At 64.4% G+C, this 16181-nt stretch carries 14 protein-coding genes and 2 pseudogenes; 11 read left to right on the forward strand and 5 right to left on the reverse strand.

Annotation, left to right across the window (positions count from 1 at the left end):
• Window positions 1–13 precede the first annotated feature (13 nt).
• Window positions 14–700: pseudogene (locus ACRYLT_RS14625) on the forward strand (endonuclease/exonuclease/phosphatase family protein); the annotation flags it as partial.
• Between the two features lie 14 nt (window positions 701–714).
• On the opposite strand, the gene ACRYLT_RS14630 reads toward ACRYLT_RS14625, so the two are convergent.
• Window positions 715–2013 carry a serine hydrolase domain-containing protein gene (locus tag ACRYLT_RS14630; protein WP_482664816.1) on the reverse strand — a complete coding sequence of 433 codons (1299 nt, stop codon included), beginning with the start codon at window positions 2011–2013 and terminating at the stop codon, window positions 715–717.
• Between the two features lie 155 nt (window positions 2014–2168).
• Between ACRYLT_RS14630 and ACRYLT_RS14635 the strand changes: the two genes are divergently transcribed.
• From ACRYLT_RS14635 to ACRYLT_RS14655, 5 genes are all read left to right on the forward strand, one after another.
• On the forward strand, window positions 2169–4454 hold the full coding sequence (locus ACRYLT_RS14635) for a patatin-like protein (protein ID WP_482664817.1): 2286 nt from the start codon (window positions 2169–2171) through the stop codon (window positions 4452–4454).
• A gap of 66 nt (window positions 4455–4520) precedes the next feature.
• Window positions 4521–4841 (forward strand): lipopolysaccharide assembly protein LapA domain-containing protein, encoded by a 321-nt coding sequence (locus ACRYLT_RS14640; RefSeq protein WP_482664818.1) that lies wholly within the window; start codon window positions 4521–4523, stop codon window positions 4839–4841.
• Window positions 4838–5512: an orotidine-5'-phosphate decarboxylase gene (gene pyrF / locus ACRYLT_RS14645; protein WP_482664819.1), complete on the forward strand. Its 675-nt coding sequence runs from the start codon at window positions 4838–4840 to the stop codon at window positions 5510–5512. Before ACRYLT_RS14640 ends, pyrF begins: the two co-directional genes overlap by 4 nt.
• A gap of 163 nt (window positions 5513–5675) precedes the next feature.
• Window positions 5676–6527 (forward strand): acetyl-CoA carboxylase, carboxyltransferase subunit beta, encoded by an 852-nt coding sequence (gene accD / locus ACRYLT_RS14650; RefSeq protein ID WP_482664820.1) that lies wholly within the window; start codon window positions 5676–5678, stop codon window positions 6525–6527.
• 6 nt (window positions 6528–6533) lie between these two features.
• A complete protein-coding gene (locus tag ACRYLT_RS14655) occupies window positions 6534–7862 on the forward strand; it encodes a bifunctional folylpolyglutamate synthase/dihydrofolate synthase (RefSeq protein ID WP_482664821.1) in 1329 nt (442 codons plus the stop codon).
• Here the strand turns inward: ACRYLT_RS14655 and ACRYLT_RS14660 are convergent.
• The gene (locus ACRYLT_RS14660) at window positions 7847–9205 is read right to left on the reverse strand and encodes an AmpG family muropeptide MFS transporter (RefSeq protein ID WP_482664822.1); all 1359 of its coding nucleotides are present in this window, start codon (window positions 9203–9205) and stop codon (window positions 7847–7849) included. The genes ACRYLT_RS14655 and ACRYLT_RS14660 overlap by 16 nt on opposite strands.
• Window positions 9206–9298: 93 nt before the next feature.
• Here ACRYLT_RS14660 and ACRYLT_RS14665 point away from each other — a divergent pair, with 93 nt between their 5' ends.
• Window positions 9299–10435 (forward strand): aromatic ring-hydroxylating oxygenase subunit alpha, encoded by a 1137-nt coding sequence (locus ACRYLT_RS14665; RefSeq protein WP_482664823.1) that lies wholly within the window; start codon window positions 9299–9301, stop codon window positions 10433–10435.
• Here ACRYLT_RS14665 and ACRYLT_RS14670 read toward each other — a convergent pair.
• The gene (locus ACRYLT_RS14670; protein WP_482664824.1) at window positions 10411–10875 is read right to left on the reverse strand and encodes a response regulator; all 465 of its coding nucleotides are present in this window, start codon (window positions 10873–10875) and stop codon (window positions 10411–10413) included. The genes ACRYLT_RS14665 and ACRYLT_RS14670 overlap by 25 nt on opposite strands.
• Window positions 10876–11020: 145 nt before the next feature.
• Between ACRYLT_RS14670 and ACRYLT_RS14675 the strand changes: the two are divergent.
• Together ACRYLT_RS14675 and rsmD are read left to right on the forward strand one after the other, a co-directional pair.
• Window positions 11021–11731: pseudogene (locus ACRYLT_RS14675) on the forward strand (pseudouridine synthase); the annotation flags it as partial.
• A 116-nt stretch (window positions 11732–11847) separates the two neighbouring features.
• Window positions 11848–12393, forward strand: coding sequence for a 16S rRNA (guanine(966)-N(2))-methyltransferase RsmD (gene rsmD, locus ACRYLT_RS14680; protein ID WP_482664825.1), 546 nt, complete (start codon window positions 11848–11850; stop codon window positions 12391–12393).
• A gap of 3 nt (window positions 12394–12396) precedes the next feature.
• On the opposite strand, the gene ACRYLT_RS14685 is transcribed toward rsmD, so the two are convergent.
• A complete protein-coding gene (locus ACRYLT_RS14685) occupies window positions 12397–12795 on the reverse strand; it encodes a GFA family protein (RefSeq protein WP_482664826.1) in 399 nt (132 codons plus the stop codon).
• Between the two features lie 85 nt (window positions 12796–12880).
• Window positions 12881–13861 (reverse strand): thioredoxin-disulfide reductase, encoded by a 981-nt coding sequence (gene trxB / locus ACRYLT_RS14690; protein ID WP_482664827.1) that lies wholly within the window; start codon window positions 13859–13861, stop codon window positions 12881–12883.
• A gap of 106 nt (window positions 13862–13967) precedes the next feature.
• On the opposite strand from trxB, the gene hppD reads away from it, so the two are divergent.
• Together hppD and ACRYLT_RS14700 are read left to right on the forward strand one after the other, a co-directional pair.
• Window positions 13968–15011 (forward strand): 4-hydroxyphenylpyruvate dioxygenase, encoded by a 1044-nt coding sequence (gene hppD, locus ACRYLT_RS14695; protein WP_482664828.1) that lies wholly within the window; start codon window positions 13968–13970, stop codon window positions 15009–15011.
• A gap of 12 nt (window positions 15012–15023) precedes the next feature.
• Window positions 15024–16154 carry an alanine racemase gene (locus ACRYLT_RS14700; protein WP_482664829.1) on the forward strand — a complete coding sequence of 377 codons (1131 nt, stop codon included), beginning with the start codon at window positions 15024–15026 and terminating at the stop codon, window positions 16152–16154.
• The last annotated feature ends 27 nt before the right edge of the window (window positions 16155–16181 follow it).

Here is a 16181-nt window from a genome sequence, read left to right on the forward strand (position 1 = left end):
CAGCAGGGCGAACATGATCCGCGTGGCCAGTTACAACATGCGCAAGGCGATCGGCACCGATCGCCGGCGGCGGCCGGAGCGCACGATCGAAGTCCTCAACGAGCTCGACGCCGATGTCGTCGCGCTTCAGGAGGCCGACCGTCGCTTCGGCGCTCGGATCAGTGCCCTTCCGCTCGATCTCATCGAAAGGCACAGCGACTACAAGCCGGTCGATTTCGACGTCCGAGTGGAAAGCATCGGCTTCCATGGCAATGCCATGCTGGTTCGAAAGAATGTCGAGATCCTTGGCCAGGCTGTGCTTCAGCTTCCCTCGCTCGAGCCTCGAGGGGCCGTCCTGGCAGAATTGCAGGTAGGCGACACCCGTTTGCGAGTGGTCGGGATGCATCTCGACCTTTCGGGACTGTGGCGACGCCGACAGGCCCTTGCCATCCTGACCCATCTCCAGGAGCGGACCGGAGGATTCTCGACGGTGCTGATGGGCGATCTGAACGAGTGGAGTACTCAGGGCGGCTGTCTACGCGACTTCGCCGCCCAACATCTCTTCGCTCCCTGCGGGCGGAGCTTCCATGCCCGTCGGCCGATCGCTCAACTCGACCGGATCATGGTCAGTCCGGACCTCGAAATCCTCGCCTCCGGTGCGCATGACAGCGCCACCGCGCGACGCGCCTCCGATCACCTCCCCGTCTGGGCCCGGATTCGGCCGGCCGAAACGATTCAGTCGTTGCCATCCCCCTCATTGTCCGGCCGCGCCGGCTCCGGCTGGGCGGCCCGGCTGCGCTCGTCGATTGCGAGCCAGTCGCGGAAGGGCAGACCGTAAAGCATGTCCATGACTTCATATTCGATGCCGTTGGGCCGGCCGCTCGAACTGTTCCACAGCGCCACGACGCCCGAACGCCGAGCGGGGTCGAACAGGATCAGCGAACGATAGCCCCGAACTCCACCGTGATGGCCTACCACCTTGTGGCCGGCATAGTCGAAAATCCGCCAGCCGAGTCCGTAGCTGGAACTCGCGGTCCGCTCCCTGAACTTGCGCCGCCGAGCCGTTTCGCCCGGAGTGTGGGCACGGGGTGTCTGGACCTCCCGCAGAACTTCGGCCGGGAGAACATCCGAAGCGGCGCCGGTCTGCGCCAGCATCCAGATCGCCAGGTCCTCGATGGTGCCGTTGACTCCGCCCGCCGCTGGGACCCGGTAATAAGGTTCAGTGACCTCGACCGGGCGAGAGTTGCGGCCACCGGCGTGCGGCCGCGCCCAGCTTCGAGCGTTCACCAGCGCGTCCCGGCTGAAGCTCGTGCCGTTCATACCCAATGGTCTGAACAGCTGCTCCTGCACCGCCTGGGCATACGGTTTTCCAGTCACCCTTTCGACGATCTCCGAAGCGGCATCAAAGGCCACGTTCTGATAAGCGTGGCACTGACCGGGCGGACAGATGCTGTTGAGGCCCGCAAGGCTGGACCTCAGAAACCTCGGGTCCATGCCGTCCTCGAGCTTGCTGTCCTGAGCGTGCGAGAACAGACCGAGCCGATGAGTCAGAAGGTCTGAAACCGTTGCGATCGACTCCGCCCCGCCGGGCAGTCGAAGCGACGGCGCATAGCGACTGACGGGGTCGTAGAGCGAAAGGCGATTCTGGGCTGCAAGCAAGGCGATCATGTCTCCGGCGACGCCCTTTGAAAGCGAAGCCCAGCGGAAAACCGTTCCGGTGGTCACCGAATCGCCGCTCCCGGCAACGGTTTCGCCATAGCCCTTGGCAAAGCGGATCTGACCGTCCTCCACGACCGCGACGGCAAGGCCCACCATTCCAGGATCCTGCATCAACTGCTGCAGCCGCTGATCCAGACGCGAATAGTCGATCAGGCTCGGTTGGCTCGACTCCGCTTCACCGACAGGAAGGACGAAGCGGGCGCCGCCTTCTTCCTTCGCAGAGCTTTGCGCAGGATTGGTGAACTGAATGCTGGCGGCCCAGGCCAGACCCAAGAGCGAGAGGCCGATGATGAGGAACGTGACGAGGCGCTTCAAAGCAACGAATCCGGCAAAAACCCAGTGAACGCCGGTTCTTCCCGCATCTGTCCGGCAGCGGGAGCCTTATCGCGACGACCAGCCGAAAGATAGCGGCCATCCACGGCCGTCGCTCTCGCTCGACAGCGTTGCGGCTTCCTGCCACCTTCGCACCGATGCGGGAAAAAGAGCTTCGGATCGCCCTCGTCTGCTACGGCGGCATCAGCCTAGCCGTCTACATGCACGGGATTACCAAGGAAATCTGGCGTCTTGCTCGAGCGAGCCGTGCCTTCCACGCGGGCGAGTCGCCCGGCGGCGGCAGTGAGGAGGTGTATCACAATCTGCTGACCCGCATTCGCGACACTGGCGATCTCAGCCTGCGAGTCATCGTCGACATTCTTGCGGGTGCGAGTGCCGGGGGAATCAACGCCATTTTCCTGTCCCACGCCATAGCCAGCGGCCGTTCGCTCGACCCGCTGACCGATCTGTGGCTCGAAGCGGCCGACGTCGATCGGCTGCTTGATCCGGAGGTCGGCCGAGTCTCGCGCTTCGCCAAATCAGCCGCCGTCCCGCTCGCCTGGGCGCTCTCCTCGCGCTCCGGCACGGTCGACCAGACGGTGGAGCCGGCCCACCGAGCGGAAGTTCGCGCAAAGCTTGCCAATTTCGTTCGAGCCAAGTGGTTCACGCCACCATTTGGCGGCCCCGGCTTCACCCATCTGCTTCTCGACGCCTTCGACGCCATGGACGGTCAGCCCTGCGGAGCGCCGCTTCTGCCGGGATATCAACCGCTGGATCTGTTCGTCACGGTCACCGATTTTCGCGGCTACCCACAGGAGCTCGAGCTCAATTCGCCCCCTGAGGTGATCGAGCGCGAACACCGGCTCACCCTCGCCTTTCAGGATCCGGGTGGATCGAACCGTCGCTTTGCCGATCCGGTCGGGCTGACCTTCGCCGCCCGAGCAACGGCCAGCTTCCCCGGAGCCTTCCCACCGTTCATGGTCAGAGAGCTCGATCAGGTGCTCGATCAGCGGGGGCGAAGCTGGCCCGAGCGTGATTCCTTCCTCGCCTCGGCCCTGCCCCGCCATTCAGCCGCCGGGGAAATCGACAATGCCGTACTGATCGACGGTTCGGTTCTCGCCAACGCCCCGTTCCGGCCATGTATCGCGGCGCTCGAGAAGCGGCCAGCGCGGCGCGAAGTCGACCGCCGATTCGTCTACATCGATCCCAAACCGGGAATCAAAAGCATCGGCCTGACTGGCGACAACGAAACCGAGACACCGGGATTCTTCGCCACGATTCTCGGGGCACTCTCGGACATTCCTCGCGAGCAACCCATTCGCGACAATCTCGAGCGGATTGAACGGCTGTCCGGCCGGATCCGTCGGCTGCGCCGGATCGTCGCGGCGATGCAGCCGGAAGTGGAGGCGGAGATCGAACGCGCGGTCGGTGCCAGCTTCTTCCTGACCAGTCCGACGCCAAGGCGATTGGCCGGATGGAGAAGCCGAGCGCACGAATTGGCCGCTCGAAGCGCCGGCTATGCTTACGCCGCTTACGCTCATCTGAAGATCGCCGCAGTCGTCGAGGATGCCGTCGAGGCCATATTCCGGCTCGGCAACGGCCAAGGCGACAAACAGGAAATGAGGCGAGCCATCTGGGATCATGTTCGAAGCCTCGGGCTGGTCAGTCCGGAGGCGGTCAGTGCTCGCGGGACGATGCCGGAAGTCATCACCTTTCTGCGCGACTTCGACGTCGGCTTCCGCACCCGCCGGCTCCGTTTCGTCGCCCGCCGGGCCTCGCAGCTGCTCGAATCGCGCGCGGATATCGAGGCCGTTCGGCGACTCCTGAACGACCTGCTTTCCCGCTACCAGAACCGAAAGGCGGAGCAGATCGACGAGAATTGCGGCCAGGCCTGTCGGGAGGCGGCGAGCAACCCTGCCGCGGCCATGGATGCACTGGCACGAGTTCTCAACTTGCGACCGCTCGACGAGGAAACCGATCTCCGACTGACCGAGACCCTCTCCGCCTTGCCCAAGCCGGACCGTCGCAAGCTGATCCTCATCTATCTGGGCTATCCCTTCTACGACGTCGCAACCCTGCCGCTCCTCCAGGGTGACGGACTCGACGAATTCGACCCGATCAAGGTGGACCGGATCTCGCCCGACGACGCGGTCGCGATTCGCAAGGGCGGAACCGCGGCCACCCTGAAGGGCATTCAGTTCAACAGCTTCGGGGCCTTTTTCAGCCGAGCCTATCGTGAGAACGATTATCTCTGGGGGCGGCTTCACGGAGCCGACCGCCTGATCGACATAACTCTCTCGACGCTAAGCGAGGAACAGCGCCTGCCCGATACGGAGATTGCCTCTTTGAAACGCGCAATCTTTCGAGCGATCCTGGCCGAGGAGAAGGATCGGCTCATCGCGATCCCCAATCTGTTCCACGAACTGGAGCAGGAAGTGGGGTGAGCAGGCGCCGGCACTGGACGGCGCGCCCGTTTTGCGAGAGGAGACGAGTCAAGGAAGGGCGGTGAGATGCAGTTTTTGAAGACCCTGTTCTGGGTGATGGTTGCTGTGGTGCTGGTGCTGTTCGCCCGCGCAAACTGGGACACCGTCACGATCGATCTGTGGAGCGGTCTGCAGGCCGACGTTAAGCTGCCCGTGCTGCTGCTCGCCGCCTTTCTGATCGGGTTCCTCCCCACCTTCATCATCTATCGTGCGCGGATCTGGACTCTTCGGCGCCGACTGGAACCGCAAGGACCGGTGCATGTCGCCAATGCGCCGGGCACGGGGTCGCGGAACGTTCCGGAAGGAGAAAGGCTGGCAACGGACAGCAAGGTCTGGCCGAACGCATGAAGAGTTCGATCTTCGTCGCTCTAGACACGCCCGTTCTGGCCCGGGCCCGATCGCTTGCGGAAAGGGTTCGAAATCATGTCGGGGGTCTGAAGCTGGGGCTGGAATTCTACTGCGCCAACGGCCCGGAGGGCGTTCAGGCCATGGCGGATCTCGGCCTGCCTATTTTCCTGGACCTCAAGCTTCACGACATCCCCAACACGGTCGCCAAGGCCGTCCAGGCGCTCCGGCCGCTCGAACCTGCCATCCTGACGGTCCATGCTGGCGGAGGGAGAGCCATGATGGAGGAAGCCAAGGCGGCTGCACCGGCAGGAACCAGAGTCGTCGGAGTCACCGTACTCACCAGCCTCGATGACACGGACCTCGCTTCCGTCGGCGTCGCCGACGACAGCCGTTCCCAGGTCGAGCGGCTGACGGCCCTCGCGCGTGAAGCGGGACTCGACGGCGTCGTCTGCTCCGGTCGCGAGGCAGCAACGGCCAAGAAGCTGTGGCCGGACGGCTTCTTCGTGGTGCCGGGTATCCGCCCGGCGGATGCCGATGTGGGCGACCAGAAGCGGGTGATGACCCCACGCGAAGCGCTCGACAGCGGCGCTTCCATACTGGTCATCGGCCGCCCGATTACCCAGGCCGCCGACCCGGATCAGGCCGCGCGGGCGATCGAAGCGACGTTGTAGACTTGCCTGACGCCGCAGCTTATCGGCGGCATCGAACCATGATCCTTGAAGCTCCGAGCGGACTCAACGGCCATCATGTTATCATTTGTCTTGTCGCCCGATGCACCCTTACCGTCGAACCGCAAGGGCGCTTGGCCGGGACACGAGTCCCTAGGAGAGAAGGATGAGCTGGCTCAACCGCGTTCGCAACAAGATCCCGTTTCTGCCCAAGCGCGAAACGCCGGACAATCTGTGGCACAAATGCCCCGAATGCGACGCCATGGTGTTCACGAAGGAGTATGAGGAGAATCTCTTCGTCTGCCCGCGCTGCGAACATCATGGGCGCATCGGGCCGAGGTGGCGGTTCGAGATGCTGCTCGATCCCGGCTATACTGTCCTGCCGCCGCCTCAGGTTCGCGAAGATCCGCTGAAGTTCCGCGACTCAAAGCGCTACACCGATCGCATCAAGGCTGCCCGCCAGCAGACCGGCGAGCCCGACGCCCTCCTGAATGCCCGTGGCACCGTCGACGGACATGCTGCGGTGGTCGGCGTTCAGGACTTCGCCTTCATGGGCGGCTCGATGGGGCTGGCAGTCGGCGCCGCATTCGTTTCCGGAGTGCGAGCCGCGATCGAGGACCGATCACCCTATGTCATCGTCACCGCCGCCGGCGGAGCAAGAATGCAGGAAGGCATTCTCTCGCTGATGCAGATGCCGAAGACGACCGTAGCCATCGCGGAACTGAAGGAAGCGGGACTTCCCTATATCGTCGTCCTGACGGATCCCACGACGGGCGGAGTCACCGCATCCTACGCCATGCTCGGCGATGTCCAGATCGCCGAACCGGGCGCTCTGATCGGGTTCGCCGGCCAGAGAGTGATCGAATCGACCATCCGCGAAAAGCTACCCCAGGGCTTCCAGCGCGCCGAATATCTGCTTGAACACGGAATGGTCGACATGGTCGTGCACCGCCGCGACCTGAAGAAGCAGCTCGCGCTTCTGCTCGACTATCTCGCACCCCAGCGCGAGGCGGCCTAGACCCAGGTGGCCGACCGCGCGGTTTCGGATCATCCGGGCGTTCAGGCACAGCTCGAACGGCTGGCCAGGCTCTCACCCGGCCGGGACATTCTCGGGCTGGAGCGGATTTCCAGGCTACTTGGTCGTCTCGGCAATCCGGAAGCGGCGCTGCCGCCGGTTCTCCACGTCGCAGGCACCAACGGCAAAGGCTCGACCTGCGCCCATCTTCGGGCGGCGATCGAGGCTGCCGGCCTCACCGCCCACGTCTATACCAGTCCGCATCTGGTCCGGTTCAACGAGCGTATCCGACTCGGCGGCCGACTTATCGACGACGCTTCGCTCGCCGAATTGCTCGCCGAAACGCTCGATGCCGCACAAGGCATGGAGATCAGCTTCTTCGAAGCGACGACCGCAGCCGCTTTCCTGGCCTTTGCCCGGAACCCGGCCGACGCCTGCATCGTGGAGGTCGGCCTCGGCGGCCGCCTCGACGCGACCAACGTGATCGAGTCTCCGCTCGTCTGCGGGATTGCTCAGCTCGCGCTCGATCACGCCGCTTTTCTGGGGGATCGGCTGGAACAGGTGGCCGGGGAGAAAGCCGGAATTGCGAAACAGGGGGTGCCGCTGGTCACGCAGCGTTATTCGCAGCGGCCGGCCGACCGGGTCGCGCAGGCAGCGGCGAGTGCAGGCGCGGACTGGATTCCGCGCGGCGGCAGGTGGGACGCGTGGATCCAGGGCGAGAAACTGATCTATCAGGACGCGTCAGGGACCCTCGCACTGCCGCTGCCAAGATTGCCGGGCAGTCACCAGGCGATGAATGCAGCGCTTGCCGTCGCCATGCTTCGCCACCAGTCCCGTCTCTCCGTCCCCGAATCGGCCTTCCGAGCGGCGATGGGTTGGGCCGAGTGGCCGGCGAGGCTTCAGCGGCTTGCTCCCGGGCCGCTCCTCAATCGACTCCCGACCGCAGCGGAGCTCTGGCTCGACGGTGCTCACAATCCGGCAGCCGCACGAGCCGTGGCCGACTTTTTCCGGGCCTACGTCCCGCCTGAAAGACCGTTTCACCTCGTCATTGGCCTTCTCGCCAACAAGGACGCCCCGGGGGCGCTCCGGCCGTTCCGCGGCCGGTCGATCACTCTTCACACGGTGCCCGTGCCGGGCCACGAACATCATTCACCCGAGGCGCTCGCGCGGGTGGCGGAAGAGAATGGCATCAGCGCCATTGCCGCGACCGACGTCGAGGATGCACTGGGCTGGATCGCGCGGCATGCGGACCGGGCAAAGCCGCCCGTCGTGCTGATCCTCGGCTCCCTTTATCTCGCCGGCGAGGTGCTCAAGGCAAACGCTCAGCCGCCGGGTTGAGACTGGGCGCGAACGTCGCCCTCGCCTTCCCTGCCCGCCGTTCCCACCGAGGCATCGATCAGCCCGCGGTGCATCATCCACCAGAAAAGAAGGATTCCGGGCAAGGCGGCCGCCGTCGTGAACCAGTAGAAGTTCACGAACCCGAAGCTTTCGACCATCGCCCCTGCGGTGGTGCCGGTGAGAACGCGCCCGACAATGCTCGCCGCGGCCGAGATGAGCGCATATTGCGAGGCGGTGAACCGCAAGTCGGTGAGCGCCGAGAAATAAGCGATCACGACGACGCCGCCGATCCCGCTCGCCACATTCTCGAAGATCATGCAGGCCGCCAGTCCGATGTTGGTATGGCCAGCCATGGCGAGAAGAGCAAAGCTCGCATTCGACACGCCCATCAGGATCAGGCTGAGCAGCACCGAGCGCTTCATGCCGATCTGCGCGTAGAGCCAGCCACCGATGAAAATACCGATCAGATAGGCCCAGAAGCCGACGCCGACGTCATAGATTGCAATCTCGTCATTCGAATAGCCCATGTCGTCCAGGAGCAGCCTCAGCACGAGCTGTCCGAGCGTGTCCCCAATCTTGTGAAGAAGGACGAACAGGAGCACCAGGATGGCACCGTTGCGCCGGAAAAATTCGAGGAACGGGCCGACGATGGCCGTCAGGGTCCGTCGCAGGCCCTTGCGCTCTGCCGGCTCTCTATGTCTCGCCGGTTCGCCGACGATCAGCCCTGTCAGCATCGCCGGCAGAGCAAAGGCGGCGCAGGCGATATAGGCCAGTTCCCATCCGACACGGGCAGCGAGAACCAGTGCCAGCGCACCAGCGCCTACCGAGCCGATCCGCCACCCATATTGCGACATGCCGGACCCGACCCCAAGCTGACGAGGCTGAAGGAGTTCAATTCGATAAGCATCGATGACAATATCGAACGTCGCGCCGGCGAAACCGACCAGGATCGCCGCGACCGCCGTCTGGAAGATGTTGGCGGATGGATCCTGCAGCGCGAGATTGGTCACCGCTGCGATGACCAGCGCCCCGGCGAAGATCAGCCAGGACACTCGCTGACCGAGGCGGTGCAGGACCGGAAGGCGAACGCCGTCGACGACCCAGGACCAGAGGAACTTGAAGTTGTAGACGAGAAAGGCGAGCGCAAAGGTCGTCACCGTCGATTTGGTGATTCCGTCCTGTGCCAGTCGGGTAGTGAGCGTCGCCCCGATCATCGCGAAGGGGAAGCCCGACGAAACGCCGACGAAGAAGGCGGCAAGCGGCTCCTTCTCGGTGTAGGGTCGCACTCCCACGGGCAGGCGGTCGCGCCAGCTGGACAGAGCGGCGGTGCTGGAATCGTTCATGGCGTCTTTGTAACGAGTGCGCGTTGTGCGGGAAGTCACTTTGCGAGCGGCTCGGCGCTTGCGTTGCTCGCATCAAAGCCGCACCATGCCGCCATGGACATGCCAACGCGGCAACGCCCGACCGAAGGGCAGCTCAACCTGGCGCGCCTGCTGGCCGGTGGCGAGGCGACGGAGGGGGCCGGACTCGCGACGATACCCGCATCCGTCTACACCGATCCCGCCCGTTTCGCTGCGGAACAAGCCGGTTTGTTCGACCGGCTGCCAATCGTCGTCGCACCGTCCGCTTTGCTGCCGGAGCCGAACATGGCGGTGGCTCATGACGGCTTCGGGATTCCGCTGCTCCTGACCCGTGACAAGAATGGCGAGGCTCATGTCTTCTGGAACGTGTGCCGCCACCGCGGCACGAGGCTGGTAGAGGCCGAAGGCGTCCACAAGGCGCCGCGGATTGTCTGCCCCTATCATGCCTGGACCTATCTGGCGGACGGCGCTCTCGCGGGACTGCCTCGCCCCGATACCTTTCCGGGTCTCGACAAGACCAAGCACCATCTCCGGGCACTTCCCTCAATGGAGTCGGGCGGACTGATCTGGTTCGCCCGCCAGGAACAGGACTTCAGCGATGCCCAGGCGCTTGCGCCGGAGTTCGACGCCTTCGGCCTGGCCGGACATCATCTGTACCGCCGGCGAGTCCACGACGTTCGGGCGAACTGGAAACTGATCATGGACGCCTTTCTGGAAGGCTATCACGTCCAGCGGCTGCATGCGCAGACGATCGCCCGATTCTTCACCGACGGGATCAGCGTCGCGGACACGATCGGACGGCACCAGCGATCCGCCGTCGGACGCACGGAATATCTGTCGCAGATCGACCCGACCGACTGGGCGGCGCTGAGAGGGGCGATCACCTTCGCCTATCAGCTGTTTCCGGCGACGATCCTGATCATGAGCCCGGATTACGTGAACCTGATGGTCCTGATGCCGCAGGCGGTGGATCGCACTCTCGTCGAGGACTTCATGCTGATTCCCGAGCCGCCGCGAACGCCCGAAGAGGAGGATCATTGGGATCGAAGCTGGTCCCTGCTCGACGAGGGCGTGTTCGGTGCAGAGGATTATCGCGCTGCCGCTTTGGGCCAATGCGGCCTCGCCTCGGGTTCGATCGAAGAGATCACCCTCGGCACGCTCGAAAGCGGAATCCGCCATTTCCACGATCAGGTGGAAATTTCGCTCGCCTGACCGCCATCACCGCCGACCTGTTCGTAGAGCGTCAGCTGTGGCGGAAGCTTCTTCAGATGCTTGCCCTGCAAGTGCCGATCGAGCGCGTCGAGCGCACCCTTCAGCACCTTTTCGGAATAAGGCTTGGCGAGACAGCCGAGGCCCAGGCCCTTTCCGCCATCGGCCGGATGAGCGGTGACGAAAAGCACGGGAACGCCCTTCTGGCGGGCAATCCGCGCCACTCCGGTGCCGTCGCCATCGCCGGCAAGCCTGATGTCGGTAAGTACGAGGTCCAGAGGCTCGGACTCGATCACCGATCGAGCGGCGTCGAGCGTATCGACCGTCGCCACGACCTCGTAGCCGGCGTCCTTGAGGAGATACTCATTGTCGAACGCGACGAGCGGCTCGTCCTCGACGACGAGGATCCGGCGGATCAACCTTTCCCGCTTGCCAAAGAGCATGTTAGTGGCCGTCTCCCGCGTTCGGTCTGAAACCGTAACGAAGAATGCGGGTGCTGGTGCCCAGCGCTGAATCGTCCGGACGCGAATTCGTGTCGGGCCGTCCAGCCGGCTGACATGACGGAGACGAAAACTGCCTTCTGCTCGCGAACCTCAGCGGATTGCCAAGCTGCTCGCCCGTGCCGGGATTGCGTCACGACGCGAGGTTGAACGGATGATCGCCGAAGGGAGAATCGCGATCGAAGGCAAGCCTGTCGAGACTCCGGCAACCCTGCTCAACTCGCTCCACGGAGTCACGGTCGACGGCAAGCCGGTCAAGCCGCCCGCGCCGACGAGGCTGTTCCGGTTCCACAAGCCTTCGGGATTGCTCACCACCGAACGCGACCCGAAGGGGCGCCCGACCATCTACGACCGGCTGCCGAGCGGTTTGCCGCGATTGATGCCGGTGGGTCGGCTCGACATGAACACCGAAGGGCTGCTCCTGCTCACCACCGACGGGGAACTGAAGCGCCAACTCGAACTTCCCGCAACCGGAGTCGAGCGCACCTATCGCGCCCGCGCCTTCGGCGAGATCAGCCAGGAACGACTCGAGACTCTGATCGAAGGTGTCGAAATCGACGGTATTCGCTACGGCCCGATCGACGCCAATCTCGAACGCCGAACCGGGCGCAACCAATGGATCGAAATGCGGCTGAGGGAGGGCAAGAACCGAGAAGTCCGGCGCGTGCTCGAGCATCTCGGCCTCAAGGTGTCCCGCCTGATCCGGACCGCCTACGGTCCCTTCGAACTCGCCGACCTGCCCACGGGAGCGATCGAGGAAGTGCGCCAGCACGATCTGGTGGCGTTCAGGAAAACCCTTCACTCGCCCGCACCCCGCCGAGCCCCGGTCGAAGGACGTCCCGCGCCTCGCGAGGGTCTGGATCGGAAGGGAGGCGCGCCAAGAGGCGCGGCTTCCCAAACGGGGAGAAGGCGCCGGTGAGAATCATCGCCGGGGATTGGCGAGGAAGGGCAATCGAAGCGCCCGAAGGCAGGGACACTCGACCGACCAGTGACCGGGCGAGAGAGGGCCTGTTCTCGATGCTCGCCAGTCGCCTCGGAAGCTTCGAAGGGCTTCAGGTCGCCGATCTGTTCGCCGGCACTGGCGCGCTCGGGCTGGAGGCGCTGTCCCGCGGCGCTGCCCGATGCCTGTTCGTTGAGAAGGACTCAGCGGCGCTGAAGGCACTTCGTCGCAACATCGACAAGCTTGGCGCCGAGCATCGCTCGGAGGTCGTCGCCCAAAGCGTCGAGCATGCTGCGCCGCCCCCTGCCGCCTGCGACCTCGTCCTGATGGACCCGCCCTATCGCGCCGGCCTCGCCCAGGCGGCCCTCGACCGGATTTCGGTGAAAGGCTGGCTCGCCCCCGGCGCCTGGCTGAGCGTCGAGGTCAGCGGGGAGGAGATCGCCCCTCCGCGGGGGCTTGCCCTCGAAGCGGAACGCCGCTTCGGCAAGGCGACGATTCTCCTGCTTCGCGCCGCCGCCTGATAGTCACGCCTGTTCGGGGTAACGCGCAAATCGCGGCAGCCCGTCCATTTCGTCCATCCAGCCGATCCGCTCCGCGACCTGGACGTGGAGTTGCGGCGGCAGCGCTTCCGGATCGTCGAGAGTGGCGATCTGGACGTCGATCAAGCCCGGCAGAACCTCTTCGTTGACGTAGAAGAGCCCGGAACCGCACTTGGCACAAAAGGAGCGGGTCGCGTTCGGCGAGGATTGGTATGTCTGCGGCTCGCCCTCGACTTCGAGCTGGCCGCTCTTCACCCCCGCCCAGGCGACGACGGGGGCACCGGCACAGCGGCGACAGTCGCCGCAGTGACAAAGGCTCGAATGGACCACCTCTTCGGGCATCCGGTAACGGACCGCCCCGCAATGACAACCTCCGGTCAGCATCGGTTCCTCCTTCGCAACAAGCAACCAGCCGCTCGATGATTCCGCGGGCGCCTCCCCGTGTCGTTCGTCAGGCAGGAGCCGAGACTCAGGCCTCCAGGAGGCTCCGGACCGGCTTTGCCTCGAAATCCGCCTCGGCAAGAAACTTCTCGGCGTCCAGGGCGGCCATGCAGCCGGTCCCGGCGGCAGTCACCGCCTGCCGGTACACCTTGTCCATGACGTCGCCGCAGGCGAAGACGCCCGGAATGCTGGTTCGGCTGGTACCCTTTTCCACCGGGATGTAGCCGTCCTCGTCCAGTTCCAGCTGGCCGCGGAACAGTTCGGTCGCCGGCGAATGGCCGATGGCGATGAACGCGCCTTCGGTGTCGAGCCGCTCGACCGCTCCACTAAGAGTATCGCGAAGCTCCACCGCAACCAGTCCTTCCGGATCGCCGCCACCGATGAACTGCGCCACCTCGCGGTTCCACATGACCTTGATGTTGGGATGGGCGAACAGCCGCTCCTGCAGGATCTTTTCGGCCCGAAGCGAGTCCCGGCGGTGGATCAAAGTGACGTCATGGCTGTGGTTGGTCATGTACAGCGCTTCCTCGACGGCGGTGTTTCCGCCGCCGATCACGATCACCTTCTTGCCGCGATAGAAGAAGCCGTCGCAGGTCGCGCAGGCGGAGACTCCCTTGCCTTTCAGCCGTTCCTCGGTCGGCAGGTTGAGCCATTTCGCCTGAGCTCCCGTCGCGATGACGAGGGTGTCGCCGAGATAGACGGTGCCGCTGTCGCCCAGCATCCGGAAGGGGCGCTTGGAGAGATCGACCTCGACGATATGGTCCCACTCCATTCGGGCCCCGACATGCTCGGCCTGCTTCTGCATCTGCTCCATCAGCCACGGGCCCTGGATGACATCGGCAAAGCCCGGATAGTTTTCGACGTCCGTGGTGATGGTCAGCTGGCCGCCCGGCTGGATGCCTTGAACCACGATCGGGGCGAGCCCCGCTCGAGCGGCATAGATGGCGGCGGTGAGTCCGGCGGGGCCGGAGCCCAGAATCAGCATTCTGGAAGAATGGGTAGCGGTCATCGGAGCGAGTTAGGGAGCCCGCCGACGCGGCGCAATGGCCGATTTGCGGCGTCTCCCGGCCGCTGGTAGAAGCCGCGCCAACACCCGTTTCGAGAGAGGATCAGCAATGCCCCATGAAAACCCCCTCGGCCTCGACGGCTTCGAATTCGTCGAATTCACCAGCCCCGATCCGGAGGCCATGGGCGATCTCTTCACCAAGCTCGGATTCACCCATGTCGGCAACCACAAGAGCAAGGCAATCCGCCATTATTGCCAAGGTGACATCAACTTCCTCCTCAACATGGAGCCGAGCGGCCATGCGGACGAGTTCCGCAAGGCGCATGGCCCATCGGCAAGCGCCATGGCCTTCCGGGTCAGGGACGCCCAGCAGGCCTTCGCGATGGCGGTCGAACGCGGCGCCACGCCGGTCGAGGGCGAGCTCGATCTGCCGGCGATCGAAGGCATCGGCGGATCCTATCTTTACCTCGTCGATCTCTACGGCGACCGAACGATCTACGACCGCGCCTTCGTTCGGATCGCAGAAGCGGGGGCCGGCGGCGGGCTTCACACGCTCGACCATCTCACCCACAACGTGAATCGCGGCCGGATGGACCATTGGGCGCAATTCTACGAGCGCATCTTCAATTTCCGCCAGATCCGCTACTTCGACATCGAAGGGCAGCAGACCGCCCTTCTCTCGCGAGCCATGACTGCGCCCGACGACAAGATCCGGATCCCGCTCAACGAAAGCCAGGACGAATTCAGCCAGATCGAGGAATTCCTCCGCGAGTATAAGGGCGAGGGAATCCAGCACCTGGCGCTTGCGACGGACGACATCTTCGCGACCGTCGACACGCTCCGGGCGAATGGAGTCAAGTTTCAGGACAGCCCGGAAACCTATTACGACATGATCGACCAGCGCCTTCCCGGCCATGGCCATGACGTGGAGGAAATGCGCAAGCGCCGGATCCTGATCGACGGCTCGCCCGAGACCGGCGAGGGCCTGCTCCTCCAGATCTTCACCGAGAACATGATCGGGCCGATCTTCTTCGAGATCATCCAGCGCAAGGGCAATGAAGGCTTCGGCGAAGGCAATTTCAAGGCATTGTTCGAATCGATTGAACTCGACCAGATCCGGCGGGGTGTTCTCCCGGCAAAAGCCGACGCCTGAACGCCGCCGACAGTGAAGCTCCAGGACGCGCCGACCCCGGCCCTCATTCTCGATCGGGCGAAGCTTGCGCGCAACTGCGCCCGGATGATCCAGCGCTGCCGAGCGTTGGGAACGCGCCTGCGGCCGCACATGAAGACACTGAAGTCGATCGAGGCGGCACGCCTCGCGATCGATCCGGAGCATGGCGGCATCGCCGTTTCCACTTTGCGCGAGGCCGAATATTTCGCCGGCCAGGGTATCGGCGACATTCAATATGCGGTTTGCATCACCCCGGACAAACTGCCGCGGGCGGCCGCTGTCGCGCGTTCAATCCCCCGTTTCAGCTTCTTTCTCGACAGCGTGGAGACCGCACGGGCCGTGGCGGAATTCGCCGCCGCCGAGGACCAGCCGCTGCGCGCCTGGATCGAGATCGACAGCGGTGAACACCGCACGGGTCTGGAACCTCATGATGATCGGCTGATCGAGATTGCCCGGATCCTCACGGCTTCGCCGGCAATACTCGATGGCGTCGCCACCCATGGTGGCCATTCCTACCTCGCTCGAAGTTCCGAGGCGATTGCCGAAGTCGCCGATCAGGAGCGACAGGCCGTCACCGACGCGGCGGAGCGACTGCGTTCGGCCAGCTTCGAGGTAGCCGGAGTGAGCGCCGGATCGACTCCGACCGCATCGCATGCTCGCTCTGGTCTCGGCCTAACGGAGATCCGGGCCGGCGTCTACATGGCTGGAGACCTGTTCCAGGCCGCCATCGGTTCGCACGGCGAGTCCGACATGGCGGTTTCCGTCCTGGCTTCGGTGATCAGCCACAAGCCCGAGCGCCGGCAGATCGTCGTCGACGCCGGCGGCCTCGCCCTTTCCAAGGACCGTTCCACCGGCGCCCTGGCGAACGGCGACATGGGCTATGGTCTCGTCACCGACCTGACGGGCGAACCTACGTTCGGACGGCTGGTCGTCAGCGGCGTCCATCAGGAACATGGCGAAATCGGAGGCGCTGAGCCATCAACGTTCGAGCGCCTCCCGATCGGATCCAGGGTTCGGATCCTGCCCAATCATGTCTGCATGACGGCCGGCGCCTATGACCGCTTCCTGGTCGTCGAGAAGGGAGACGAGATCGTCGGCGAATGGAACAAGATCACCGGCTGGTGACCCTCATTTAGCGGCTTCCGGAAGGGT

Source organism: Sphingosinicella sp. SM1-17 (assembly GCF_056821765.1).

Bases quoted from the DNA above. Each gene is read 5' to 3' on its own strand.
- hppD (WP_482664828.1), top strand. From the start codon at position 13,968: ATGCCCCATGAAAACCCCCTCGGCCTCGACGGCTTCGAATTCGTCGAA.
- ACRYLT_RS14635 (WP_482664817.1), top strand. From the start codon at position 2,169: ATGCGGGAAAAAGAGCTTCGGATCGCCCTCGTCTGCTACGGCGGCATC.
- pyrF (WP_482664819.1), top strand. From the start codon at position 4,838: ATGAAGAGTTCGATCTTCGTCGCTCTAGACACGCCCGTTCTGGCCCGG.
- ACRYLT_RS14660 (WP_482664822.1), bottom strand. From the start codon at position 9,205: ATGAACGATTCCAGCACCGCCGCTCTGTCCAGCTGGCGCGACCGCCTG.
- accD (WP_482664820.1), top strand. From the start codon at position 5,676: ATGAGCTGGCTCAACCGCGTTCGCAACAAGATCCCGTTTCTGCCCAAG.
- trxB (WP_482664827.1), bottom strand. From the start codon at position 13,861: ATGACCGCTACCCATTCTTCCAGAATGCTGATTCTGGGCTCCGGCCCC.
- ACRYLT_RS14670 (WP_482664824.1), bottom strand. From the start codon at position 10,875: ATGCTCTTTGGCAAGCGGGAAAGGTTGATCCGCCGGATCCTCGTCGTC.
- ACRYLT_RS14640 (WP_482664818.1), top strand. From the start codon at position 4,521: ATGCAGTTTTTGAAGACCCTGTTCTGGGTGATGGTTGCTGTGGTGCTG.
- ACRYLT_RS14685 (WP_482664826.1), bottom strand. From the start codon at position 12,795: ATGCTGACCGGAGGTTGTCATTGCGGGGCGGTCCGTTACCGGATGCCC.
- ACRYLT_RS14665 (WP_482664823.1), top strand. From the start codon at position 9,299: ATGGACATGCCAACGCGGCAACGCCCGACCGAAGGGCAGCTCAACCTG.